At 48.9% G+C, this 24,725-nt stretch carries 27 protein-coding genes, 3 pseudogenes and 2 riboswitches; of the genes and pseudogenes, 21 read left to right on the top strand and 9 right to left on the bottom strand.

Annotation, left to right across the window (positions count from 1 at the left end):
- Positions 1-5 precede the first annotated feature (5 nt).
- From DWZ60_RS19650 to DWZ60_RS21165, 3 genes and pseudogenes are all read left to right on the top strand, one after another.
- Positions 6-641 (top strand): antirestriction protein ArdA, encoded by a 636-nt coding sequence (locus tag DWZ60_RS19650; RefSeq protein WP_330422187.1) that lies wholly within the window; start codon positions 6-8, stop codon positions 639-641.
- Positions 641-1,261, top strand: a pseudogene (locus tag DWZ60_RS21170) (DUF3846 domain-containing protein); the annotation flags it as partial. The gene DWZ60_RS19650 and the pseudogene DWZ60_RS21170, both read left to right, overlap by 1 nt.
- Before the next feature lie 117 nt (positions 1,262-1,378).
- A pseudogene (locus DWZ60_RS21165) lies at positions 1,379-1,684 on the top strand (DUF4316 domain-containing protein); the annotation flags it as partial.
- Positions 1,685-2,255: 571 nt separating this feature from the next.
- Here DWZ60_RS21165 and DWZ60_RS17605 read toward each other — a convergent pair.
- The 6 genes and pseudogenes from DWZ60_RS17605 to DWZ60_RS20730 all read right to left on the bottom strand — a co-directional run bounded on the left by DWZ60_RS17605 (position 2,256) and on the right by DWZ60_RS20730 (position 6,146).
- Entirely contained in the window at positions 2,256-2,438 is a 183-nt protein-coding gene (locus DWZ60_RS17605; protein WP_207664420.1) for a hypothetical protein, read from the bottom strand.
- Positions 2,439-2,450: 12 nt separating this feature from the next.
- On the bottom strand, positions 2,451-2,783 hold the full coding sequence (locus DWZ60_RS08140; RefSeq protein ID WP_119221487.1) for a DUF6050 family protein: 333 nt from the start codon (positions 2,781-2,783) through the stop codon (positions 2,451-2,453).
- 71 nt (positions 2,784-2,854) lie between these two features.
- Positions 2,855-4,198, bottom strand: coding sequence for a relaxase/mobilization nuclease domain-containing protein (locus DWZ60_RS08135; RefSeq protein ID WP_119221486.1), 1,344 nt, complete (start codon positions 4,196-4,198; stop codon positions 2,855-2,857).
- Positions 4,159-4,488 carry a MobC family plasmid mobilization relaxosome protein gene (locus tag DWZ60_RS08130; protein WP_021632164.1) on the bottom strand — a complete coding sequence of 110 codons (330 nt, stop codon included), beginning with the start codon at positions 4,486-4,488 and terminating at the stop codon, positions 4,159-4,161. The genes DWZ60_RS08135 and DWZ60_RS08130 overlap by 40 nt, the downstream gene beginning before the upstream one ends.
- A 194-nt stretch (positions 4,489-4,682) precedes the next feature.
- Positions 4,683-5,051: a helix-turn-helix transcriptional regulator gene (locus DWZ60_RS08125; RefSeq protein ID WP_117579787.1), complete on the bottom strand. Its 369-nt coding sequence runs from the start codon at positions 5,049-5,051 to the stop codon at positions 4,683-4,685.
- A 127-nt stretch (positions 5,052-5,178) separates the two neighbouring features.
- A pseudogene (locus tag DWZ60_RS20730) lies at positions 5,179-6,146 on the bottom strand (helix-turn-helix transcriptional regulator).
- Positions 6,147-6,332: 186 nt separating this feature from the next.
- On the opposite strand from DWZ60_RS20730, the gene DWZ60_RS08115 reads away from it, so the two are divergent.
- From DWZ60_RS08115 to DWZ60_RS08070, 9 genes are all read left to right on the top strand, one after another.
- Positions 6,333-6,944, top strand: a complete 612-nt coding sequence (locus DWZ60_RS08115; RefSeq protein ID WP_009272640.1) for an MptD family putative ECF transporter S component — start codon at positions 6,333-6,335, stop codon at positions 6,942-6,944.
- Positions 6,941-7,666 carry an energy-coupling factor transporter transmembrane component T gene (locus DWZ60_RS08110; RefSeq protein ID WP_015518390.1) on the top strand — a complete coding sequence of 242 codons (726 nt, stop codon included), beginning with the start codon at positions 6,941-6,943 and terminating at the stop codon, positions 7,664-7,666. The genes DWZ60_RS08115 and DWZ60_RS08110 overlap by 4 nt, the downstream gene beginning before the upstream one ends.
- Positions 7,663-9,135: an ABC transporter ATP-binding protein gene (locus DWZ60_RS08105; protein WP_118557516.1), complete on the top strand. Its 1,473-nt coding sequence runs from the start codon at positions 7,663-7,665 to the stop codon at positions 9,133-9,135. The genes DWZ60_RS08110 and DWZ60_RS08105 overlap by 4 nt, the downstream gene beginning before the upstream one ends.
- 3 nt (positions 9,136-9,138) lie before the next feature.
- Complete coding sequence (locus DWZ60_RS08100) at positions 9,139-10,902, top strand: ABC transporter ATP-binding protein (RefSeq protein ID WP_117579793.1); 1,764 nt, start codon at positions 9,139-9,141, stop codon at positions 10,900-10,902.
- Positions 10,895-12,604 carry an ABC transporter ATP-binding protein gene (locus tag DWZ60_RS08095; RefSeq protein ID WP_119221485.1) on the top strand — a complete coding sequence of 570 codons (1,710 nt, stop codon included), beginning with the start codon at positions 10,895-10,897 and terminating at the stop codon, positions 12,602-12,604. The genes DWZ60_RS08100 and DWZ60_RS08095 overlap by 8 nt, the downstream gene beginning before the upstream one ends.
- A gap of 533 nt (positions 12,605-13,137) precedes the next feature.
- Positions 13,138-13,572 (top strand): sigma-70 family RNA polymerase sigma factor, encoded by a 435-nt coding sequence (locus DWZ60_RS08085; RefSeq protein ID WP_117579796.1) that lies wholly within the window; start codon positions 13,138-13,140, stop codon positions 13,570-13,572.
- A 4-nt stretch (positions 13,573-13,576) separates the two neighbouring features.
- Positions 13,577-13,813, top strand: coding sequence for a helix-turn-helix domain-containing protein (locus tag DWZ60_RS08080; protein ID WP_119221484.1), 237 nt, complete (start codon positions 13,577-13,579; stop codon positions 13,811-13,813).
- Between the two features lie 527 nt (positions 13,814-14,340).
- Positions 14,341-14,547 carry a helix-turn-helix domain-containing protein gene (locus tag DWZ60_RS08075; RefSeq protein WP_005541444.1) on the top strand — a complete coding sequence of 69 codons (207 nt, stop codon included), beginning with the start codon at positions 14,341-14,343 and terminating at the stop codon, positions 14,545-14,547.
- A 20-nt stretch (positions 14,548-14,567) separates the two neighbouring features.
- Positions 14,568-15,962 (top strand): site-specific integrase, encoded by a 1,395-nt coding sequence (locus DWZ60_RS08070; protein WP_199669408.1) that lies wholly within the window; start codon positions 14,568-14,570, stop codon positions 15,960-15,962.
- Positions 15,963-16,619: 657 nt separating this feature from the next.
- Here DWZ60_RS08070 and DWZ60_RS08060 read toward each other — a convergent pair.
- Positions 16,620-16,862, bottom strand: a complete 243-nt coding sequence (locus tag DWZ60_RS08060) for a hypothetical protein (RefSeq protein ID WP_118700225.1) — start codon at positions 16,860-16,862, stop codon at positions 16,620-16,622.
- Positions 16,863-16,971: 109 nt separating this feature from the next.
- Positions 16,972-17,047, top strand: a riboswitch (cyclic di-GMP riboswitch).
- 237 nt (positions 17,048-17,284) lie between these two features.
- On the opposite strand from DWZ60_RS08060, the gene DWZ60_RS08055 reads away from it, so the two are divergent.
- Together DWZ60_RS08055 and DWZ60_RS08050 are read left to right on the top strand one after the other, a co-directional pair.
- Entirely contained in the window at positions 17,285-17,593 is a 309-nt protein-coding gene (locus DWZ60_RS08055) for a response regulator (protein ID WP_118700224.1), read from the top strand.
- A gap of 174 nt (positions 17,594-17,767) precedes the next feature.
- Positions 17,768-18,766, top strand: a complete 999-nt coding sequence (locus tag DWZ60_RS08050) for a DUF3878 family protein (RefSeq protein WP_117510510.1) — start codon at positions 17,768-17,770, stop codon at positions 18,764-18,766.
- 300 nt (positions 18,767-19,066) lie between these two features.
- Here DWZ60_RS08050 and DWZ60_RS08045 read toward each other — a convergent pair whose 3' ends face one another.
- Both DWZ60_RS08045 and DWZ60_RS08040 read right to left on the bottom strand, forming a co-directional pair.
- On the bottom strand, positions 19,067-20,401 hold the full coding sequence (locus DWZ60_RS08045; RefSeq protein ID WP_118659928.1) for an MATE family efflux transporter: 1,335 nt from the start codon (positions 20,399-20,401) through the stop codon (positions 19,067-19,069).
- Positions 20,402-20,562: 161 nt separating this feature from the next.
- Positions 20,563-21,399, bottom strand: a complete 837-nt coding sequence (locus DWZ60_RS08040; RefSeq protein WP_118659926.1) for an AIM24 family protein — start codon at positions 21,397-21,399, stop codon at positions 20,563-20,565.
- A gap of 195 nt (positions 21,400-21,594) precedes the next feature.
- On the opposite strand from DWZ60_RS08040, the gene DWZ60_RS19630 reads away from it, so the two are divergent.
- The 7 genes from DWZ60_RS19630 (at position 21,595) to DWZ60_RS08010 (ending at position 24,413) form a co-directional block, all read left to right on the top strand.
- Entirely contained in the window at positions 21,595-21,942 is a 348-nt protein-coding gene (locus DWZ60_RS19630) for a GNAT family N-acetyltransferase (protein WP_330421089.1), read from the top strand.
- Positions 21,930-22,163, top strand: a complete 234-nt coding sequence (locus tag DWZ60_RS19625; protein WP_330421088.1) for a GNAT family N-acetyltransferase — start codon at positions 21,930-21,932, stop codon at positions 22,161-22,163. Before DWZ60_RS19630 ends, DWZ60_RS19625 begins: the two co-directional genes overlap by 13 nt.
- Entirely contained in the window at positions 22,160-22,711 is a 552-nt protein-coding gene (locus tag DWZ60_RS08030) for a hypothetical protein (RefSeq protein WP_119221483.1), read from the top strand. Before DWZ60_RS19625 ends, DWZ60_RS08030 begins: the two co-directional genes overlap by 4 nt.
- The gene (locus DWZ60_RS08025; protein WP_022461823.1) at positions 22,698-23,303 is read left to right on the top strand and encodes a class I SAM-dependent methyltransferase; all 606 of its coding nucleotides are present in this window, start codon (positions 22,698-22,700) and stop codon (positions 23,301-23,303) included. Before DWZ60_RS08030 ends, DWZ60_RS08025 begins: the two co-directional genes overlap by 14 nt.
- 72 nt (positions 23,304-23,375) lie before the next feature.
- Positions 23,376-23,792 (top strand): hypothetical protein, encoded by a 417-nt coding sequence (locus DWZ60_RS17495; protein WP_199669407.1) that lies wholly within the window; start codon positions 23,376-23,378, stop codon positions 23,790-23,792.
- Positions 23,793-23,833: 41 nt separating this feature from the next.
- Positions 23,834-24,244, top strand: a complete 411-nt coding sequence (locus tag DWZ60_RS08015; protein WP_117805125.1) for a peptide deformylase — start codon at positions 23,834-23,836, stop codon at positions 24,242-24,244.
- A gap of 43 nt (positions 24,245-24,287) precedes the next feature.
- Complete coding sequence (locus tag DWZ60_RS08010; RefSeq protein WP_117510523.1) at positions 24,288-24,413, top strand: maltose acetyltransferase domain-containing protein; 126 nt, start codon at positions 24,288-24,290, stop codon at positions 24,411-24,413.
- 104 nt (positions 24,414-24,517) lie between these two features.
- A riboswitch (Lysine riboswitch) is annotated at positions 24,518-24,692 on the top strand.
- The last annotated feature ends 33 nt before the right edge of the window (positions 24,693-24,725 follow it).

The raw sequence follows: 24,725 nt of genomic DNA, 5'->3' as shown, positions 1-24,725 counted from the left end.
CTGATATGCCATATTACGATCACGACAAGGATTATCCCTTTGCCGCCTTTATCACCAATCTTGGGAAGTACAATGAGGGCGAGCTTGTGGGCGAGTGGGTGAAGTTTCCCACCACCGCCGAGGAATTGAAGGAAGTGTTTAAGCGGATCGGGATCGGCCAGAAGGATGACTTCGGCCAGCCCTATGAGGAATGGTTCATCACGGACTATGACTGCTATGTGGACGGTCTTTACAGTAAGCTGGGTGAATATGAAAATCTGGACGAGCTGAATTATCTGGCGTCGAAGCTGGATGAAATGAGCGAAAGCGAATACGCACAGTTTCAGGCCGGTATGGAAATGGGCGACCATTGCGGCAGCCTGCAGGAGATCATCAACCTCACCGAGAATCTGGATTGCTATGAGGTTTACCCCGATATCCATGACTATGACGATCTGGGCCGCTATTACATCGAAGAACTGGACGTTATGCAGGTGCCAGAGCATTTGCAGAATTACATCGACTATGAGGCCTACGGCCGGGACGTTGCGTTGGAGGAAAACGGCACCTTCACGGATCAGGGCTATGTGCGTGATACGGGTGACAGTTCCATGAGTATTACGACGGTGAGCGCGGCAGTATCCCCGACGAGTACCGGGTGATGACCTTCCAGGACGATCTTCCCGAAGAAGAAAAATCCGAGTGGGCTATGGATATTGCCTTTGACATGGACGAATTTTTCCGTCAGAATGATCCGCAGTATGCAGCGGAGCACCCGGAGGCACACGCCGCAAAAGAAGAACTTTACGAAAATCTGATGGCCGGACGCATTTCCGCACTGGATGAAAAGCTGGCGGCACTGGGGCAGACGCAGGAGGACTATCTTCCTTCGGAAATCGAAAAATTCAAGGATGCCACGGGCTATGAGGAATTTCTTGATTTTGACCCGGCGGAGGTCAAGGCAGCTTTGGAGGACCCGGAGAAGTCCCATGTGGATGAAATGCTGTCCGCTGCGGAGAAGGTTGCCTCGGAAAAGATGACTGTGCTTGTAGTGGAGCCTATGAAGGAACCCTATGTGAAGGAGATCGACCCCGACCTTCATTCCCTGCAGGCAGAGGTTGGCGGTGATATTGGAGCGACTTATCCTTATTCTGACCCGGTGGCGCTGGTCTGCAATGATGAAGGCAAGCTCATCGGGCTTGATCTGAACCGTGGGCTGCGGGATGAAAATGGAGAAATTTATGATATCGTAGCAGGGACTTTCCTGGTGGTTGGACTTGGTGAGGAAGATTTCGCGTCCCTGTCCCCGGAACTGATTCAGAAATACACGGAACAGTTCAAAACGCCGGAACGATTTATGCAGATCAATGGCAATATCGTTGTTCTCCCTGTCCCGGCAGAGAAGCAAGACCTCACTTATCTGCCAGACCGTTTTGAAACTGGCGAACGTGTACAGACACCGAGGGGAAGCTTTCAGGTGACGGCTATGAGCCGGGAGCAGATGGAGGCGGCCGGTTACGGTGTCCACCATATTTCCGATGATGGAAAGTATCTTATCATGGGAAACGGCACACGGGCCTTTGCCGTGGCAGCGGAGCAGCCGGAGAAGGACAATCCTCTCCGCACAGCGGAAATGACGTTGGAGGATGACTACGGCATGATCGATGGCGTTATCAACAACGGCAGACGCGGCGAGGAATTGGAAAAAGCCAGGGGTACGCAGAGCGGACGACGCCGGAGAAGCCTTCCATCCGTGAGCGGTTGGAGGACGCCAAACGGGAATGTGCCGAGCATAAACCCCAGGAGGGCAAGAAGCCCGGTCGTGATGTGCCGGAGCATGACTGCCTATGAGCCGAAGCAAGAAATGGCGGTTGGAATGGGCGTTCTTCCTGGGTGACAACGGCAGGCGGCAGTATAACCATATCTGTAAAAAATGTGTTCACGGCTGCAAGCAGAGTTTCCGGGCGTGTCTGGTCGCTTGTCCGCATTACAGTTCCAAACGATCTAAAATTTGTGAAGATAAGGGTGGAAAAACCGCAGAATAATTCCCTGTATCCGTATTTTCAAAGGGAGCCTTTATGATTTCTCATGTGTCGGTCTGCTTGCTGGCACATGAAAAAAATGCTTGATTTCAAACACTTTCTGTCACGCAAAACGGGAGTACAGCTTTTCGGTTCGTCCGATCGGCTGTACTCCCGCTTTTTCTTTTTAATCAAATTATTTGAACAGGGGTACAAACTGTACCTCAGTTAGAGAAGGATTTCCATAGTATTTTTTTAGGATTGGATAGGAAAGGATGGATAGCCGCCGTAGTAGGCGTTGTGGGAATGTGCGTAAACTGCCAGAATTGCGAGGCTGTGGGAAAGTTGTTTGCAGACCTGTGGAAAAGGCTTGTCTTTTTCCATCAGGTTGTGAATGGCTTTTCCATCAGCACGAGCGGCAGTTTTCCATATTTCCATGACGCAAGAAAATCAACCAATAATCAGCCGGTATATTGTCAGTGGCACATACCATACCGCCACAATCAACCGCCATGCCAGAACGAAACCGCCTATCACGCCGCCGATAATAAAGTTCAACGCGAACAGGGCGATCCCTCCACCCAGGGAGCCGCCGCCCGGCACGATCCAGAGGCACATCCGATGGAGGCCAAACGGCAGCCCGCAGAGTATCCAGAGCCATACATAGTCAAGCTCTCCGTTCTTCATGCAGGCGGATTTGAAAATACAATACAGGATCAGCGCCACGATTACGGGCAGTACACTTTTGAAGAAAAATGCTTTGATTGCTTCGCTTCTTGTCATCGGTAAAACCTCCTTCCGCAGTTCCATTATACAGGATGCCGGGAGCTACGCCCAGCGTCTTTCAGAGAAAATTATTCAAGTTCATGCCGCCGCTGTTGTTTCTGTTCCTTTGGAACGGCCAGCAGCGCATCCACATTCTGCTTGACGGTATCGTATTCCTGGGCTTCGGTTCTTGCGGCTTTGTATTCAGCGAGGAGCCGTTCCTTTTCTGCGTTGAGATTAGCAAGCTCCGTTTTCATACTTTCCGTTGTCGGCAGCAGCACAGCCCCCAGCCGTTTCAATTCTCTGGCGGCCGCTTCAAAAAGGATGATCTCGCTCTCATGCCCCCGCAGAAACTTTTCTTTGTCATTTGATTTGCGGTATCGGTCATAAAGCGGCTTTAGCTGACGGTAAGTTCCGGCATGCTTCATCACAAGGGCAAGTTCGGCACTTCTGCTTTCTATCCGCTTGATCTCTGCATGAGCGGTATCCCTGCGTGCGGATACTGCGGTCAATTTGCTTTCCAGTTCTCCATAACTGCTTATCCCGTGTTCCGTCAGGAAATTCATGGTCTTGGCGGCCTGTTTCAGATTGTTCAGCTTCGCCCAATGGGTGAAGCCTGCACTCTGCTGTGCCTTGATGTTGTTCTGGATATCAATGAGCAGGCTGATCTTTCCGTTTCGCTGTTTCGGCTGGCGGGAAGGTCTGGAACGTCCGGCAATCCGGGCGGCAAGGGCTTCTTCGGTGTAGTCCACACCCAGGGTTTTCAGACGGGTGAATCGTTCCTGATCCGGCGCTCTGGCGGAGATATATTTGCCCCGCTTGATCTCATAGCCTTCTCTCTGCAGGCGACGAAGCAGTTCTTCTAAATCGGAACAGGCTGGCAGAAGCCGGTCAATGGCAGCTTTCAACTTTGCCTTATAGCTGGTGCCGTTCTGTGCAGCCTGATGTTCAATATAGCTCTTGCCCTTGTCCTGTCCGGGGATGATGACAGACAGACCGTGTTCCTTGCAAAGCCGGTCGGAGGTGCGGCGGATATAGTGATAACTCCGCTTGTTGGAATGATAGTGCTTGTGATCCGCAAAGCTGACCGCATTGAAAATCAGGTGGTTATGAACATGATCTTTGTCTATATGGGTGGTAAGTACAAATTCATACTTGCCGCCCAGGATTTCTTTTGCAAGCTCCATGCCGATCTCATGGGCCTGTTCCGGCGTAACCTCCCCAGGCTGAAAGGCTTGGATCAGGTGACGGCCCAGGTTCGTTCCCTTGTCGATGGCATGGCGGCGGGTCCAGGAAAATTCGATATCCGCAGTTTCGGCGGCACAGCCATAGGAAGAAACAAGCAGCTTTCCGTCCGTCTTTTCCGGGTTACAGATATAGTCAATGGCGGCTTTCAGCGTTGACTTGATAGGATGTGTCTTTGTAACTGCCATATCTCATCCAGCCTTTCCCGTATCTCGTCCATGTCGGCCTGATACGCAGGACCTCCGGCGTTGATCCGCTTGGCAATCTGGTTGATATTCCGACCAATGGCGGAAAGCTCTTTGGTAAATGCCTTGATATCTGCGGTGTCCGTATAGATGATATATCCGTCAATCGCCATCTTGCGGAGGTAAGCGCCATATCTGCGTGTGGGTAACTGGCTCATTTTTTCGTCTATGAGCCGTTTTTCGTCCTCCGTGACATAGAATTTTATTTGAATATTTCGCTTTCGGTTTGCCATGCGCCGCCTCCGTTCTTTATAAGGGTTTGGGACTATCCCAACAAGCAATTTTGAATTTTCGGGTAAGGGACCTGAAAATCTCAAAATTCGCAAGCGGGTACTCGCTTGCTGTGCTTGCTACCGTATCTTATCCCTACTTATAAAGCGTTGCGGAAGCCCCAAAATGCCCGCAAAATAAGAAAAACAGAGGATGTTCAGACACCCTCCGTTTCTTCATTCGGCTTTTCAATTTTTAAGGCCCCGTCAATGGCACCTTCCACGATAGGTAAATACTGTTCCGGGCAGAGCTTTAACTTCTGTCCGACCCGCTGACGCAGCTCGCTTTCCTCCCGCATAACCTCTGGATTGAAATACCGCTCCATCGGCAGACCGCAGATTCTTACAAGCTGAATGATGACCGGCAGGCTGGGGATCGTGCCCTCATTTTCGATGTTGGCAAGATACCTGGTATCAATGTTCACCTTTTCGGCTAAATCTTTTCGTGCAAGGTTCTTCGCCTTCCGTGCTTCTTTTACATCCGCACCGAAGGTTTCAAAGCCAGGGCAGTCTTTAACTTTTGCCATTCAACATCACCCATATACATTCTATATTTCATAGTTTGCACATGGAATGATGCTATATGTTTCTTGTCTACATTTTATAATTCAGCACAAAATCAGACGAGCGCCAGAGTAAACTCTGGCGCTCATTTTACTTTCGTTGTGCGTTTTTTCTGTACTCTAATGGTAACAATCCAGTGCTTTTTCGGAATAATTCTGCAAATCGGCTTGAAGTGGAATAGCCTACTGTTTGGGCAACTTGTCCGACTGTCAGCTCTGTATATGCCAGCAGATATTCTGCTTGGCTCATGCGCCGCTGTTGAACATATTCCGTGATGGTGCAGTCGTAGTATTTCTTAAAACAGCTTTTGAGCTTTGTCGTTCCCATACAGGCAATCTGTGTTAGCCGCTCTAGGGGAATATCAAAAGCATAGTGGTCGCTAAGATAAGCGGCAACTATTTGGAGATTTTCTATATCCTGTTGAGAGAGCTTATGGGCTGGTTTATCAGGATGCTTCTTCTGATATTCCACCACCATTGAAACAGCTTCTGCGACTTTACCCTCATAAAAAAGTTTTGCGGCAATCCCTTCCCCGCGATAGTCTTTGATTTCTGTGAGTAACCGTGACATTTCTGGAAAGTCGGAAGTTTGGTCGATCTTCCGAAATGCATCCACAGGATTGATCTGTGCCTCTGGGTACATTTTTTCAGGTAGTCCTCATAATATGCCGGTGCAATCTCAATCCCAACCGAACGGATTGGAATATTTTTATGTATCAAAGCCTTGTATGGAGCGTAGCCTCCAATAAATGTTTTGATACAACCGGCAGACAGCCTACGGTATGGAGATAATTCCTCCCCGGAAATAGAGTCATACCGAGTGATACTCAGACATTCCGGCAGGGAACATTCCAACATGAAATCTTCGTGGAAGGAAAAGTTGTGGATTTTAATATCATATAGGTCTTTCTGTCCATAAGTCCAGTAGGAGCCTTCTCCAACTTCGGGAGAAAGTTTCCAGCAGTCACCTAATGCCCCATATTGCTGGTTGTCTGGGTCATGGATAAAACCGTGTTCAATCAGCAACGGTGTATAAAACTGGTCAATAATTTCAGACATGAAAACAGACCGCCTCCTTTTTGCAACGATTAGACGAACTTTTGAAAGGAACAGACGAACATCGCCGGGGCCTATTGAATGTTGTTCGATAAATGCGTATTGTATTAGACAGTGGTTAGAACTATCTAACCGAAGAATATCACAAACCACTTGTCGAGTCAAGACAATGAAAGGTAGGAGGTCAAAATGAGTAATCAAGTAAATTCTATGAACAAAGGTCTGACAGTGAAAGACCTTGTAACAACAGGTATTTTTACTGCACTGTTATTTGTTTTTGTATTGGTGGGCGGTGTCTTTTTTGCAACGAATCCTGTACTTACTTTTTTCATGCCGGCAGGAGGTGGGCTGCTTGCTGGCCCCATTTATCTTTTGCTGATTGCAAAAGTACATAAGCGTTGGAGCCTTTCTATAATGGGCGTTATCATGGGTATTATTTGGTTCGTGACCGGTATGCACTGGGCTTTTGCATTGGGCTATCTGATCATGGCGATTGTCGCGGACTTTGTTGCTGGTGCAGGGCAGTACAAAAGCAAAAAACTCAACAGCCTGTCTTATATCCTGTTCTCTCTCGGTGGCACTGGTTCATATATCGTGTTCTTTGTTGATCCCAACGGCTGGGCGCAGACCATGCTGGGTAATGGAACCGAACAGAGCTACATCGACACCATGCAGGCAACTGCAAATACCGGCATCCTGATTGCCATGTTCGCTGCTGTTATCATTACATCTGCAATCAGCGCTTTTGTAGGCTGCAAAATGCTGAAAAAGCAGTTTGAAAAAGCAGGTATTACAGAATGAGCGGTAAACGCCACAAGAAAGGGCTTTGGCTCGACCCACGGGCCAAGCTCTTTCTTATTCTTATATGTGTTTTATCGTCCATGTTCGCTCCTTCACTTGCATATCAATTTGTCCTTGTTATGCTGATTGCGATATTGGGTGCTTTCTTTGGAAAGTGGAAATATGTCATTAAGGCTGTATGCTTTTATGCGGTCATCTGTGTCCTGACAGTTTGGATCATGGCAGAAATGACAGGCACGCTGCGGACAATGTTTATTGCCTTTTTAGGATTGTTTCATAAGGTCTATGCGTGCGGAACCTTGGCTGGGATTGTTCTGACTACTACAAAAGTCAATGAGTTCCTGTCTGCTATGAACCGTGTCCACGCACCCAAAAAGTTAGTAATTCCTATGGCAGTTATGCTGCGGTACATTCCAACTATTCAAGAGGACTGGCGATATATCAAGGACGCTATGCGGATGAGAGATGTTTCACCTTCTCTGGCGGGCTTTTTAGCACATCCGGGCATGACGGTTGAGTGTATTTATGTGCCTTTGTTGATGGCAGCTTCAAAAGCAGCGGATGATCTTTCTGTTGCTTCTGTCACTCGTGGAATTGAAAATCCCAATCCACGCACCTGTCTTGTCCAGATAAAATGCGGAGTTGCCGATTGGGGTGTTATGGCCGTTGCCGTAGCTTATCTGATTTTTGAATTATGTGTGCGGGGAGGTGTGATTGGTTGATTGAGTTTGAAAATGTATCGTTTTCCTATACGGGGCAGGAACATGGTGGGCTGCATGACATCAATTTGAAAATTTCGGACGGAGAATGCGTCCTGTTCTGTGGCCGCAGCGGGTGCGGAAAAACAACGATTACAAGGCTGGTGAATGGCCTGATCCCTCAGTTTTATCAGGGAGAGCTTCATGGCCGTGTGCTGGTAGATGGTCAGGAAATCAGCAATATCCCTATGTATCAGATTGCCGCTAAAGTTGGCTCCGTTTTCCAAAATCCACGGACGCAGTTTTTCAATGTTGATACAGACAGCGAGATTGCCTTTGGAATTGAAAATGAAGCTCGCCCTCCTAAGAAATTGGCTGAGCGAGTAGAGCAGACAACTGAAGATTTGCGTATTCAAAAGCTACGGAACAGGAATATTTTTGAGTTGTCCGGCGGAGAAAAGCAGAAAATCGCCTTTGCTTCTGTTTATGCCATGAACCCACAGATTTATCTACTGGATGAACCATCATCTAATCTGGATATGACTTCGATCCAGGAACTAAAGGAACATTTGCGGCTGATAAAAAAACAGGGCAAAACAATTTTGATAGCGGAACATCGTCTGTACTACCTGACGGAGTTGGCTGACCGAATTGTTTATCTGGAAAAAGGAGAAATCAAAGGAATATACACCCCGGAAGAATTTCGGCAGCTATCTGAACCTGACCGTGAACACATGGGGCTGCGGGCTGTTGATCTACAGGCGGTATTCCCACCAAAAACCCACTTGCCTGCGCCTACCCCTGTATTGGAATTGCGGAATGTGACGCTCCGTTACAAGAAGCAAACCATTTTGCATGACATTGGACTATCCGCCGGAAAGGGCGAAGTGATTGGCGTAGTTGGACATAACGGAGCTGGAAAAACTACATTTTCCCGCGCTCTCTGTGGGCTTCACAAAGACTGTGATGGACAATTCTTGTGGGAAAGAAAGCCGATTGAGCGTAAGGAAAGGCTAAAACGCTCCTACATGGTTATGCAGGATGTGAATTATGAACTTTTCGCTGACAGCGTGGAGGCAGAGTGTTCCTTTGGTATACGCAATCCAGATCAAACACTGGTAAATGCAACTTTGGAGGAATTGGGCCTTACCCCATACCGGGAGCGCCATCCAAACACGCTTTCCGGCGGTCAAAAGCAACGAGTAGCAGTAGCTGTCAGCATGATTTGTGGGAAAGACTTGCTTGTATTTGATGAACCGACCAGCGGTCTTGACTTTGACAGTATGACGCAGGTGGCGGGACTGATCCGGCGATTATCCGATATGGGAAAAGTCATTTTCATTGTCACCCATGATTTTGAGTTTGTCTGCCGTACCTGTTCTCGTGTCTTGCATTTTGACGAAGGCGAAATGCCCGATGACGTATCAGTTACAATGGAGGCCCTTCCGAAATTGAGAGAGCTTTTCTCTGTTTCAGATGGAAAGGAGAGGTAGTCTATGAAGCAGAAAAAAGAAAACAGTATGGCATTGCTGCTCCATTGGGCCGGAGAACAGAAATTTTGGTTGTTTCTGGCAATCCTGCTGTCCATGTGCAGCGGGCTGTGTATTATTGTCCCATACATTGGGATTTACAGGTTGATGGATGCTACATTTAACAATGCCTGCACAAAAGAACTTGTGGTACAGACTGTGGCAATGATTGCCGCCGCTGTCACCCTGCGTTTTGCATTATTCGGCTGTTCCGGCGTGGCAGCCCATAAAGGCGCATACGGCGCACTGTTCAAAGTGCGCTGCATGGTTGCGGAACACATGGCCAGAGCGCCTTTGGGGGCCTTGAATGAACGGCGCACCGGGGATATAAAAACGGTTCTGAATGAAGATATTGAAAAGCTGGAGTTGTTCCTAGCCCATAACCTTCCTGACCTTGTGTGCTATCTGGTTGGGCCGGTAGTCATCTTTATTTACCTGATGACCGTCAATATTCCTCTGGCATTGATTTCCCTGGTTCCGCTGATCCTTGCTGTTGTTGTAATGGGGATGATGTTCCGCAACACGGATGACCTGATGGAACGGGCCAATCGCTCCATTACCACACTGAACTCGGTTATGATTGAGTACATCAGCGGTATGAAATTGATTAAAGCCTATAACATGGGGAGCAAATCGTTTCAAAAGTTTTCAGACGCTATCCAGGAAGAAAACGCCATGTGGAATGAAACTTCCCGGCGCATGGGGCCACCTTATGCGGCCTTTGTTGTTATCATCGAATGTGGGATGTTGCTGATGGTTCCAATCGGCGGAATGTTTTTCCTCAAAGGTTCACTGGCGGCCAGCGCATTTTTGCTGTTCGTCTATGTAGGTTCCATGTATCTGACGGAAATCCGCCCCCTGCAAGAACTGGGGACTAATTTTGCTAATGTACTGAACGCTGTTACCAAGACCAAAGAAATCCTGGATATTCCGATTTATGAGGGTGGAACGGACTTTCCCCAAAATCACGATATTGAACTTCGTAATGTCCGATTTTCCTATGACGGCAAGACCGATGTACTGCAAGGCGTCAACCTCAAAATCAATGACGGGGAACGCGTGGCTCTTGTGGGACAGTCTGGTGCCGGCAAAAGCACTGTGATTGAACTGATCTCCCGCTTCTATGATGTGCAGGAGGGCGAAGTGCTGATTGGTGGAAAAAATGTCAAGGAGCTTGACTACGATACCATTCTGAAAAATGTAGCCATCGTATTTCAAAAGACATTCCTGACCCGTGACAGCGTTTTAGAAAATATCCGAATGGGCAGCAACGCCACTCTGGAAGAAGTGCGGGCTGCTGCAAAAGAGGCGCAGATTGACGATTTTATCATGTCCTTGCCAGATGGATATGACACGAAAGTGGGCAGCTTTGGCTCTCGCTTCTCCGGCGGTGAAAAACAGCGGATTGCCATTGCCCGCGCTATCCTGAAGAACGCCCCCATTTTGATTTTAGACGAAGCCACAAGCGCCTCTGACCCGGAAAATCAGATGGAGATTGATAAAGCTATTCAAAATCTATGCAAAGGCAAAACAGTCATTGTAGTAGCACACCGTTTGAGTGCTTTGAAAATGTGTAACCGGGTGGCTGTGGTGGAAAACCATACAATTACCAACGTTGGCACCCATGAGGAAGTTCGGAAGAACAACGCCTACTATCGAAAAGCGTGGGATGACTACGAAACAGCCCGGAATATCACTTATCAGTTGGAGGGAGGCGAGCAGTATGAATGAGCACGATGTATTGAAAAAAAACCGCAATTTCTATATTGGTGTCGGCGGAACCGTTCTGGAAGGACTTCTCTCCGGCAGCCTGTTTATGCTGCTTTACTCTGTTATGCAGTTTTTGTGGTCGGGTCAATTTGACATGAACCGCGTTCTGGCTCTGACCGGTATTATTGCAGTGGTTTTTCTTCTCCGTATCCTGATTTACAGCTACGGTTATACCAAAGCGCAGATTGGCGGTGCGGAGGTCAGTAAGAATATTCGGCTTTTTATGGGTGACCATTTGAAGCGCATCCCACTGTCCCGCTTTACGCAGGGGCAGACCGGCGATTATATCAACACCATTACAAGCGACGTAAACAACTACGAAAAAATCCTGACCCATAAAGTCGGAGATTTCGCAAAGAATTTTGCCCTGTCATTGATGTTGATTGTCTTTGTTATGACGCTCTATGTTCCGGCAGGAATTATCCTGCTGATAGCCGATCTTCTTTTAATCCCCGGCCTATGGCTTTCTTTCCGCATGGTACGGAAATATGGAAAAGAAAAGAACGATATTTGTGCGGAGAACGTCAGCAGCATTGTTGAGTATGTTTCTGGTATTCAGACTTTCCGAGCTTATGGTGTAGGCGGTATGAAGAACAAAACTGTTATCAACGCCATGCGGGAGTTTTCCCGGATCAGCTTTGTGTACGAATCAAAAGTGCTTCCTATTGGTGCGGTCTTTGGTATTTTGAGTTGGCTGTCCTGCCCGCTGGTTATCTTGCTGGCCTATGCACCCTGGGTCGCAGGGACACTGAACGCGGTGGACTACCTTTTGATTTGTATGCTGCCCCTGTTCTGTGCAAAGCTGGCTAACTCGATTTTTGTAGATCTCACCAGTTATAAGAACCTGATGATCTCAAAAAACAAAATTGGGGGTGTAATGAATGAGCCGGAGGAAACTGGCAGCATGGAGCCGCTTCACACAGCTACCCATGAAATCACCTTTGACAATGTAGATTTTTCGTATGTGCCCGGTGAGCCGGTACTGAAACACGCTACTTTTACGGTGCCGGATCAAAAGCTCACAGCCATTGTCGGGGACTCTGGCTCCGGCAAATCTACTATTTTGAACCTGATTGCAAAATATTATGAAGCAACGAGCGGGACGATTTCGATTGGCGGTAAACCCATTAACCATATTGCCGCAGAGCGTGTACTGGAACAAGTTTCTATGGTAGACCAGGACGTATTTCTTTTTGATGATACCATCCGGGATAATATCCGCCACGCTCGCCCTAATGCTACGGACACGGAAATCGAGGCTGCCTGCCGGGAGGCTAACTGTGACAGCTTCATCCGTAAGATGGAAAAGGGATACGATACGCCGACTGGCGAGAATGGAAATCTTCTCTCTGGCGGTGAGCGTCAGCGAATTTCAATAGCCCGCGCCATCCTGAAAAATAGCCCCATCCTGCTTTTGGATGAAGCAACCGCATCTCTTGACATTGAAAATGAGCTTGCCGTAAAGCAGGCCATCGCCAATCTGCTAAAAGAGAAAAAGACAGTGATAATGATTGCTCATACCCTTTCCATTGTCAAAAATGCAGACCAAATCCTTGTAATGGGTGATGGTGGGATTGCTGAATCGGGAACCCATGAAGAATTGCTTGCGAAAGGCGGAAAATATGCTGCTATGTGGAACGCAGAGCAAAAAATATCAGCTTGATAGAAGCTAAAGAAGAATAATTGCATAGCGCATGAACCTGCCCCGACTACGGGGAAAGAAAAAAACCGCTGGCTGGGGCAGGTGATTTTGCGCGCTCATTTTAAGTTATTACCCTAACGGTGGTTTTGAGAAATCAGAGCCGCCGTTTCTTTGCGTTTACACAAACCAATGACGACTTGCAGGGACACGGTAGTCGATGGGAGGTTATTTTACCGTGTCCTTTTCTCTTTTTCGTAGTATCCATGATTTGCACCAGCTAAAAAAAGCGTAGTCCCTCCATCGGAGCCATCCGGCTTTGAATGTGAACTATACCATGTAAGCAATCATCCTTATAAAACACTTCCGCGCCCTGCAGGTCCGTTGCGACTTGCTGGGCGCTTTTTGCTGTTTTCCGAGGACAAGCCCGCCTCGAAAAAAATTTTTGAGAAATTTTCAAAAAGGAGGCTTTTAGCGGGTAGCGAGCGGCTTTGCGTTCGCCTTGTTAGCGGAAAGGGAGAAACCCACCTCATTCCCCCAGGAAAGGGGGTGAAAAGATGGATATGATCCCCCGCAATGACTATGGCGAGCGGTGCCAGTTCGATGCTTACTGCAAGCTGGTACTGTACCATGAGGCAATCGACTACCTTCGGGAAATGCAGAGGCGCCGTGACAGGGAACTGTCATTCAGCGACATTCCGCAAATGGAGATGGACAAGCTCTGCGTTGTAGATCATTACCCCAGTGACAGATTTACATTCTCGTCCCACGGGTATGATCTGCATATCGAAAACGAGCTTGTAGCTGACGCCTTCGCCGGTTTGTCTGTTCAGGAGCAGAGTATTTTGATTCTGCATTTTGTTCTGGACCTGCCGGATCAGGAAGTTGGCCGCCTTGTTGGAATGTCTCGCAGCGCCGTTCAGCGGCGAAGGGCAAAATCATTGACCGAGCTGCGGATCAAGTTAGCCGCACTCATGCCGAAGGGAGGTTGAAGGTATGAAGAACCCCACTTACAAGGGCAAGGAGCTTCTTCCTCTTTCGGTGATTGACGCCGCCCGTGACGGGGACTCTCAGGCTGTGGATCAGGTACTCCGGTATTATGAGGGCTATATCAATAAGCTCTGCACCCGGACGCTTTACGATCCTGACGGCCAGCCCCATGTTCGGGTGGACGAGTACATGAAGTGCCGATTGGAGATCAAGCTCATTCATTCCATTGTCAGCATGAGCTGACAAGCCCGGTCTGAAAGCGGAAACAGCTTACCCTTTCCCTGTTTCTCTCTTTCGTGACCGGAGGCAGCACCTTGACAAAGAAAGCCCGTTGGGAGGCCAGCGCCGCAGTATAAGGCAAACGGATACATTCCTGTTTGTGCCGAGCCATACGGTCGGTGCGCCATGACCTCGTTTCAAGTCCGCAGGACGGGACCACTGTAACGGGCGAGCGAACAGCACCAAGCCGCAAAGCAAGCGTGGCAGCTTGCGGGCGATGACACACGGGCAGGGTCAAAGATACTCGCGCATTGAACGCCCACAAAGCATTGTGCGCCGCACCCATCAGCATGGGCCGGGGTTAGACTCCCGTGGAGCTGTGCCAGCAGCCGTCCGTAAGCCTACTTTTCTTTTTTGAAAGTTTATGGATAGATCGTAAACTTTTCAATTAGCAGCAGACAAACACGGAGCAGCACGGTAAAATAATAGTGGAAGTTATATTACCCACACATATTCGTGCTGTTCCTTTTCATAACTGAAAGGGGGTTCTCATGTCTCAAACATGGAACGGCACGAAGAAAGAAACCCCTGAAAGAAGGACGTATACGGTTGACGATATTGCTCAAATCCTAGGCATCGGAAGAACTTCCGCATATATCCTTGTAAAAGAAGGGCACTTCAAAATCGTGCGAATTGGTAACGCCATACGCATTTCCAAGCGGTCATTTGACGAGTGGCTTGACTCCCTCGACCTGTGATCCAAGAAAGGAAGAACGATATGGCATCTATTATCAAGCGAAAGAAAAACTATTCCGTTGTTTACAACTATGTGGACGAAAACGGAGAAACCAAACAGAAGTGGGAGACCTGGCATACCCACAAAGAGGCCTTGAAGCGCAAGGCAGAAATCGAAAATCAGCAGCACACGGGAACTTTTCTCCCGCCAAGCAATCAGACGATCACCGAGTTCCTTTATGACTTCGTATCACTTTACGGAGAAAAGAAATGGGGCGTGTCTATGTATGACAGCCAAACGGCGCTGATTGCGAACTATATCAATCCGATCATCGGTGATATGGAGGTACAGGCGGTTACGCCCCGTGCGGTTGATGGTTATATCCAGACCTTGCAGAAAACCAAGTCAGTGTCTACCAAAACCCGAAAGGCCGTTACCACTTATGTCAGCGACAAGACCATTGAAAAGATCATCAAGCTCCTGCGGTGTGCGTTTAAGCAGGCGGTACGATGGGAAATCATTGCAAGAAATCCCTTTGACAATGTGATCCTCCCGAAAACGGAGTATGCGAAACGGGATATCTGGACGGCGGATATGATCCGTCTTGCTCTGGACAAATGCACGGACAGCAAACTCTATGTGGCAATGAACCTTTCCTTTGCCTGCTCTCTGCGTATGGGTGAAATCCTGGGACTGACCTGGGAGAACGTCCATATTTCCGATGAAGATATTGCGGCGGATAATGCCTATGTCTACATCGACAAGGAGCTGACGAGGGCTTCCAAACGGGCGATTGAAACGCTGGGTGAGAAGGATATCTATTACATCTTCACTCCGCTTATGCCGAACACCAGCACAAGAATTATTCTGAAAAAGCCGAAAACCGATTCCAGCATCCGTAAGGTGTGGCTGCCGAAAACACTGGCCTACATTCTGCGGGAATGGAAAAAGTCCCAAGACGAGTTGAAAGGCTTCCTGGGCGACGAGTATCAGGACTTCGATCTGGTTGTCGCACTTCCCAATGGACGGCCCTGCGAGGATCGTATCATCCTCAAAGAATTTGCAAAGCTCCGTGAGGACGCAGGGCTGCCGAAGGTGGTCTTTCATTCTCTCCGTCATTCCAGTACCACCTACAAACTGAAACTCAACCACGGCGATCTGAAAGCCACCCAGGGCGATACGGGCCATGCCGAGATCGACATGATAACCAGTATCTATGCTCACATTCTGGACGAGGATAGAAAGGTCAATGCTCAGAAATTCGAGACAGCCTTCTATGCCAAGCCTGATCTTCGCAATGTCCGTCCACCGGAAGAACCGGTAAAATCGGAGCCTGCGACCCTGGACCTTGAAAGCCTTGTGGAGCAGCTTCAGAAGTCGCCGGAGCTGGCAAGTGCGCTCGCAGCCCTGATAGCGGTGCAAGCCCCGGCAAAGTGATCCGAAAAATCGAATTAGCAAAACGCAGAATTTCCTTAGCAAATTTCTGAAAAGCGTTCGAGTCCAATTAGCAAATATACATCATGCGGCGTATAAAAATCTCCCGGTAACGGAAGTGAAATTACCGGGAGAAGGAGGAACAAAAAAACGCTGCAAACCCCGAAAAAAGGCTTGCAGCGGTGCTTTCTGGCGTCCCAGAGAGGATTTGAACCTCCGACCCCACGCTTAGGAGGCGTGTGCTCTATCCAGCTGAGCTACTGAGCTCTATCCAGCTGAGCTACTGAGACATTTATAAGTTTTATGCAATTTTCAAGGCTCGAAGGAATCGAACAATCTGCCGCTTAGGAGGCGAGTGCTCTATCCAGCTGAGCTATGACGACACATGCCGCAAACCCTTGATTTTACTGGGTTTCTGGGATTTTTCCCTTCGGCCATATATAAGATTATCAACTCTATTTCGAGTTGTCAATCTACAGATTTTTTCGATTTGGTAACATTAGAATGCTCCCCAATTTGGGGAATGCTTTGTTGTCACCTTTGGCATTTTTCAGAATAGATTCGAACTGAAAGTTGTTTTTCATTTTTTCCCTTTGGGGAATGCCTCGGCTTTCTCTTAGGAGGCGGACGCTCTATCCTACTGAGCTACAGAAACAAGAATTATAAATGTTTCAGCCGGGTCAGCAACAAAAATATTATACTATATTTTTGCTGCTTTTTCAAGACGAAACACATACTTGCGATTCCGCAGTTTACGTCAGGAATTTTCCATTGTGAGTACCTGATAAATTCTCTTATAGGCTTTTTCATAGGTCCAGCAGCAGCCTTCGACATTGTTGTAGTATTCATTATTTTTTCGACAACATATTCTAAATCGTTTTCTGTCATGAGTTTGTATTTCATCGTACACCTCCAATGTTAAAAACAGTAATCTGCCAAAATCCAGAGGTCATTATATCATATTCCGATGGGAAAGGAGAAGAGAGTCTTACAGCAATGAATTAAAATAAAAAAAGAATCTCGGCAAAGCAGTCGAAAGGCTGTGACGCAAAGCTACAAGGCCTGTAAAATGGCAGCCAGCTGCGTAAATATGGAACATTTCTTATAAAATAAATAGGGAGAAATGACTGAAATGCACAGTAGGAGAATCTAGGGTGCTTTTTTATTGCCTGCGAAAAGAAAATACGAGAGGAGGAGTTTGCATTTTCCCGCCATCCGGCGATCACCGCATTTACGAGCATGAACGTGGAGACACCGACCATCGTGGCGTATCTGTTTGACCACCCGCTGTATCTGGTGGCACTGATTGCAGGTGTGCTGCTGTTCTGCTTGCGGAGGATAATGCACTGAATGCAGAGGTTGCGACGGAGCTGCTCGGAAGCCTCAGCCTTGTCGTGGACTGGGCGGAGAATGGTTCCAAGGCCGTGGATCAGTTTGAAGCGTCGGATCCGGGAAGCTATTTTGCGATCTTCATGGATATGCAGATGCCGGTGATGGATGGCATCGAGGCGACGAAAAAAATTCGAAACAGTGTGCGTGAGGACAATGATGTTCCGATTTTTGCGATGACAGCAAATACCTTTGCAACGGACCGCAAGCGGTGCGCGGACGCGGGCATATTTCGAAACCGGTGAATTTAAAAGAGATTCAGACGACGCTGGACGAGAAAGTGCGGACGGCATGCGCCGGATAACGGGACGGATTAATAACAGAAAAATTTGGAGAAGGGGCTCTACTGCTTTGGATTGCAGTGGAGCCTTTTTATGGTGTATCATAGGAAGTAAAAGAAAACAGGGGAGAATCACGGAATGGAAATTGCAGAAAATATCACATGGACCGAGGAACTGGAAAGGCTGGATGTGCTTCTTTCGCAGGGGCAGTTCGAGCTGCTGCTTCCGGGTGAGCGGTACGGGGGAGGAGAAAAGGAGATCTGGCTTGTCTATCTGATGAACGATGCGGCAGAGAGCTTTCTCGTTTTTCATGACGCGGAGCTGACGGGAACGTATCAGAAGGAATACGAGGGAGAAATAGATGCCGCACTGGAAAAAGACGGGGAGCAGTACGTTCTGATCGTGCGGCAGAAAGAGACGGTGTGCACGCTGTTTTTCAGCCGCCTTTCACTGGAAGTGCATCTGTTTGATTACGGAAAAACGGGTCATTTCTGGGTGGACGGATACGAGTATCTGCGGCAGATTGAGTTCCGTATTGCGATCCTGCGGGACAAGCTGGAATACCTCGGCGAGGCGTTCTGCACCGAGGAAGAAATGCGTCTGGCATCGCTGGCCAATTTCCCGCCGCTCAATTTCTGCTGCTACCCGGCCGTGCCGGATCAGTATCTCGTACCGTCATGCCCGTGGTGGGAAGCGACGGAAGAGGCAATTACGGAGATGAAAAAACTGGCATCGGAGGCAGGCGATAAAGTGCTGCTGTGGTATCTTGCACTTTATGAAAAATGGCAGGGAAAACTCCTCGCAAAACAGATCGCAAAACTGCTGCATACGAGCCGCCACGCGAAAGTCGTGGATTTACTGGAAAAAAAACTGGCCCGCGAAGCACAGAATTATCCGAAACGACGCTTCACCGGCGAAGAAGGAACCCAGATCCGAAAAATCCAGGAGCAGGCAATGAAACGGAAAAAGATACTGGAAGCCGAAGGAAAACGCGCATCATTGCTGCGCGAGGAGCCATTCTTTTATGCACGGGATTCGGTGGAATATAAGGTCCATCTGATGATCTGGGGAACGAGAGGGAAAGAGCGGGTTGTGGAGGTTGAGACGTTTAAAATTTCCAGAACGCAACGGCAATGATCAGCTCCTTTACGGATGAGCCGGAAGTGATTCAGTTTTAATACCAGTAGACAAGAAGTCCCCCGCTTCTAAAGTGGTGGGATGAATTGTTAAAAGAAACATAACGGCAGTGGCGGGCGGAGAGAAATCGGTATCCTCCACAGACATGAGGCAAGTCACAGTCGAACTATTTTCGACATGTCAGACTCCGTGAAAATACCGACTGTGAATTGAAACAAGGGATAAGGTAAAATAGAAAGCGCTTATTTGAGGCGGGAATGAAATCTCAAATAAGCGCTTTTTCTATACGCTGCCGCCAAGTCAGGCTGCGGGCAGTTTATAATATTTCGATGTATGCTGGCGGTAGAGCAGCAGCAATCCGCGGATGCAGAGCTCGATAGCCATGGCGATCCACATGCCGCGCAGGCCGAGCGGGGTGATGAGAAGCACCGCGAGACCGAGGCGGATGACCCAGATGCTGCCAAGGTTCAGAAGGCTTGGCACAAACGTATCGCCTGTTCCGCGGAGGGCTCCGGCGGCAACGATGGAAGCGCCGAAAAACGGCTCGGCGAGCAGTTCGATGCGGAGTACCTCGGCGGCAAACGAGCGAACCTGCGGGTCAGGAGTCAGAATGCTAAAGACGAACGGACAGAAGATCATCATCAGACCTCCAGTGATGGCCATCAGGACTGCGCCCATGGCAATGCAGATATTTCCGTAGCGTTTCGCCAGCTTGTAATTTCCGGCGCCGTAGCTTCTGCCGACGAGCGTTGTCGCGGCGGAACCGATGCCGTAGCCTGGCATGTAGCAGAGACCTTCGGCGGTGACGGCGAACGAATTGGCCGCAATCGCAATGGAGCCGAGCGGGGCAATCAGCATGGTGGCAGCAACCATGGCGCTGTTCATCGCGATTTCCTGTACGGCAACCGGCACACCGATTTTGAATGCAGTTTTCAGAATTTTCGTATCAAAAACCGTTTTTTCCTTCCGGCGGAGACGCAGCCGCGGATTGCGGACACAACAGAACCAGGCACCCGTGAGGCTGATGACGGCGCAGGCCAGCATCGTTCCCATACCGGCACCCATGACACCGAAAACCGGAATCAAAAGAGCATTGAAAATGATATCGAGCACGCACATGACGGCATTTAAAATACTGGGCGTCACCATATCACCGCTGCACTGCAGGAAGGACGACATCAGCGAGTTGAGCTGGGAAAACGGAAGCATGATGGCAAACATCATAAAATAGAGCGTGGCATTCCGCCGGATCTCCTGCGCACCGCCGAGCCACCCCGGCAGCGGATGACTGATCAGAAGCCCGATCAGGCACAAAACAGCCGACACAACAAGCGCGGACGCGATGCCATGCCGCACAACATCCCTTGCCTTCTTGTCATGATTTCCCCCGATCTGATGCGCTACCTGAACAGAAAAACCGGCTGAAACCGCATAAATCGCACCGCTGAGGAGCCACGTCGTCGACGAAACCAGCCCGATCGCCGCCGAAGCATTCGCCCCAAGCGCGCCGACCATCGCGGAATCAATGTATTGCATCGCAATCGTAGTAATCTGTGTAAGAATCGCAGGCAGACTTAATCGCCCGACCTGCTGAATCTGCGGTTTCAGTTCAGTCCAGTTTATTCTATTCATCATTTTCTCCAGAACATGTATTTTATCGTATGGTTTTTCTTAAGAATGTAAAGATAAGTGCGTATTTTACGCTAACATGCTTTGAAGAAAGTGTCAATCAAAAACGAGGTTTAATTTGACTTTTTTCTATGCGTATTAGGCATAGGGGCGGAGAGGATTCGAATTTAATTTTCCGGCGGAAGGTTGTTCTTCACAGCGGGGTTCGCCTGGGTCGTGTTGGTTGCAGTCAGCAGGGAATCTGTCGGGGCGACCGGGCTCATGAGGACGCGGCCGGTTCCGCGGTAGACGTTGACGAGGCCTTCACCGCTGACGGCGGAGCCGACGAGGGTTTTGGTGGAGCGCTCTACGGTGAAATCAAGGTTGGAGGACCAGCAGACGGCGAGGTTTCCATCGATTTTCAGTTCGTCGTTTTCGAGTTCGACTTCGATCAGTTCGTCCTCAGGTACGTTGCTTTCGAGGGCAACGGCGCCTCTGCCGACGAGGCTCAGATTGAAGAAGCCTTCGCCGCCGAGGACAGCGGAGGAAATGCTCTTGCGGGCGGTCAGTTTGGTTTTGACTCTGCCGTCGCAGGCGAGGAACATGCCGTCCTCAATCGTCATTCCGGAGGAGCCCCATTTCTCGACATCCACAAGAATGATGTATTTGTAGGTCGGTTCCAGCACGAGATATCCGTCGCCGACGTACTCCGGTTTTACGGCAGATTCCTTTGTCATGGCGCCTTTGATGGCCTTTCCGAACAGGTCGCCGATCCCTTTGATTCCGGCGGTCGCCTGTACATGGCCGCCCATCCACTGCATCGCACCGGACTGGATAATCGCGGAGTGCTCCTTGTCCAGTTCAATGACAACCTGGCGGCGGCGCACATTCATTTTGCTCATGTAATACTCCTCCATGGCAGTCATCGGCGAGACGCTGGAATCCTGGAGATATTCCATGACGTGGAAATTTTCGATGGATTTGGTGAATTTCCGGTTTTCGTTTTCGAGATTTAAAATTTTCATAGGCACGTTCCTTTCTTTCATTAAGAAGAAAAATAGTGATCCGTCTTGTTTCTTTTATTATACAGGAAAGAAAGCAAAGAGCACAGAAAAATTTAGAAAAAAAGGAAATCTGGAAATCATGTTGTCCATTTTTCAGCGGAGTGATAAGATAAAGTTCAGAAAACGCAAGCAGTACGGTCAGAGGAGGAGTTTATTATGAGTACAATTACTGTCAGAGATGCAAAAATAGAGGATGCCGCACGCATTCTGGAGATTTATGCTTACTATGTAGAATACACCGTTATTTCTTTCGAGTGGGACGTGCCGTCTCTGGAAGAATTTGAGAACCGCATGCGTGATATCATGAAAAAATATCCATACCTCGTCATCGAGCAGGATGGAAAAATCGAAGGTTATGCATACGCACATGCCTTTGTCGGCCGCGCCGCATACGACTGGTCGAGCGAGCTGACCATTTATCTCGATCACAATGCAAGAAAAGGAGGCCTTGGCCGGAGACTGTATGAAGAGCTGGCGGACCGCCTGAAAAAATGGGCATTCTGAACCTCTACGCCTGCATCGGCTATCCGCAGGTCGAGGATGAATATCTGACGAAAAACAGCGCCGAGTTCCATGCGCATCTCGGATTCGAACTCGTGGGAACCTTCCACAACTGCGGCTACAAATTCGACCGCTGGTATGATATGGTCTGGATGGAAAAAATCATCGGCGAGCCGCACGCGGGACAGCCGGCAGTAAAATCATATAGTGAGATAAAAGAATGAGCACAATAACAACGTATACAAGAAAACATTTTGACCCTGTGCATCCCGCCCCGGAACTGCTCTGTGTGGAGGATTTTGCGCATGCGCTGCCGATGATCTGCCGCGGAAACGGCCATGTGACGACGTTCTGGTCAGTGGGAGAGCACTGCATCTGCTGTGCGAAAGAGGCGGCCGCGCGCGGCTATTCCCGGCGGCTGGTGCTGGCGTGCCTTCTGCATGACGCGAGCGAGTGTTACATGTCGGACGTGCCGCGGCCATTAAAACAGGAAATGCCGCGGTACCGCGAGATCGAGGACCATCTGCTTTCGGTGATTTATGAGAAATATCTTGGCAGTGATCTGACGGCGGAGGAGCAGCGGATGATGAAACAGATCGACAATGATCTGCTGTGGTACGATCTGACAAATCTGCTGGAGGAACCGCAGGCGGGGGATGCGCCGAAACTTCACATCACGCTGGACTACACGGTGCGGCCGTTTGCTGCGGTGGAACAGGAGTATCTGGAATTATTCGAACAGTATCGGGAGACGGGCGATGAGAGAGGATAAAAACGAAAACCGCTGGGACAAGCTGCTTCAGATCCACACAATGGGGCGGGATGACAGCCGGTCGGATCTGTACCGGTATCCGTATGAGCCGACCCCGTACTGCGTGCTGGAGCGGATGGCAAACACGGGGATGATCCGAAAGGGAAATACGCTGCTCGATTACGGATGCGGAAAGGGCCGCGTAGATTTCTTCTTATCGGCGCAGACCCGGTGCCAGTCCATCGGTGTGGAGTATGATGACCGGATTTATGCGAAGGCAATGGAAAACAAAAAGGCGGCGGCCTCTGGTGCGCGGACGGAGTTTGTGCTGGAGAGCGCCGAAAATTTTCCCGTTCCTGTGGAAGTGGACCGGGTGTATTTTTTTAACCCGTTTTCGCTTGAAATCTTAAGAAAAGCGATGGCAAGACTGCTGGAATCGTACTACGAAAATCCGCGGGAGATCCAGCTGTTTTTCTATTACCCGTCGGATGCTTATATCTCGTATCTGATGACGGTGCCGGAACTGGAATTTCTCGATGAGATCGACTGTATGGATCTGTTTCCGGGCGGGGACAGCCGGGAGCGGGTTGTGATTTTTACGATTCAGGAATAAAAAGTTTTGTAACAGAAAAAACCGTGTGGAATACAAAAAAGCATGAATTATATTTGAAGAAAGGGTGTTTTTATGAAATATCAGGTAATGCGAATTGAGGAAGACCTTGATTTCGGCTGTGAGGAGCGCGGTGCCGACGAGCCTGTCATGGCAGTTGTTGTTTTGAAAGATGAAAACGGAACAGAATCGCGCATCCGCCAGGAGGATCAGATGCTGTATGACCGGAACATCGAGGAGGGCGACACCGTCATTCTGAATGAAAACGGCGAATTGCGAAAAGCACTCTCCGGTGATTGGACGCAGAACTGTGATTCGAAAAATGTAGATACGACAAAATTCGTCAACATGATGCAGGTTGTCAAAGCCGGAAAACAGATCGACTGGATCTGCCCGTTCTGCGGCGGAACAGTAGAACGACTGGAGCAGGAAGGCGGAAAAACCGTGATCGGATGCACATCGTGCGATATGCGGATTCAAATAGAAAATTAAACGATTTCGGCCTTTAAGGCCGAAAGAGAAAGGAAACACAAATGGTAAAACCAATTATGAGAGACGTTCTCTTCCTCGGACAGAAATCCGTCCCGGCGACAGAGGAAGATCTGCAGGTGGGAAGAGATCTGCAGGACACACTGGCAGCAAACCGCGAGGCATGCGTCGGCATGGCGGCAAATATGATCGGCGTGAAAAAACGCATCATCATCGTAAACGCCGGATTCCGCGACATCATCATGTTCAACCCGGTGATCGTCCGCAAAAGCGGCCCCTACGAAACAGAAGAAGGCTGCCTTTCCCTGCCAGGCGTGCGGAAAACAAAGCGGTACCAGAACATCGAAATCGAATACTACGACTGGAACTGGAAAAAACAACGCCAGAAATTCACCGGCTGGCCAGCCCAGATCTGCCAGCATGAGATGGATCATCTGGAAGGGATACTTATTTAGATCCTACAGCAGACAGGAGGACAGTATGACAGACAGAGAATGAATGGTAAAAGGAATCATTTACAACCCGAATGTGGAAGAGCTGGCCAAAGAGCAGTCCGGCTATATGGAGCGTCTGTGGAAGTTCAACCAGCTGAAGCCGTCAGAGGGAGACAAGAAAGTCAAATAAATCAGGACAAATTTCGAAAATATAAAATTTTTGTAAAATAATGTCGAAAAAACGATTGACAAGTAGCGAAAAGAAACATATGATAATACCTGTCAATATACATATTCGGCAATAGAGGCGCGAAGGCTAAGAGTAGCTGTCCTGAGACAACGGGGTCTGGGACGGGCAGGGAAAGGAGCATTCGCCGAAACGGGGCAGTTCCCGAAAAACTGTCTGCGTTGGGGTACAGTCGAACAGGCTGTGCACTCTCACCGTACTGGTGGAGGAGCTATTGCTTCATGAACGTAGATTTAATGGAGCAGTGGTGAAGAC

Origin of the sequence: Blautia sp. AF34-10, from assembly GCF_003477865.1 — a bacterium.
GTDB classification, from domain to species: domain Bacteria; phylum Bacillota; class Clostridia; order Lachnospirales; family Lachnospiraceae; genus Fusicatenibacter; species Fusicatenibacter saccharivorans.
This window is presented reverse-complemented; position numbering and strand designations above follow the sequence as displayed.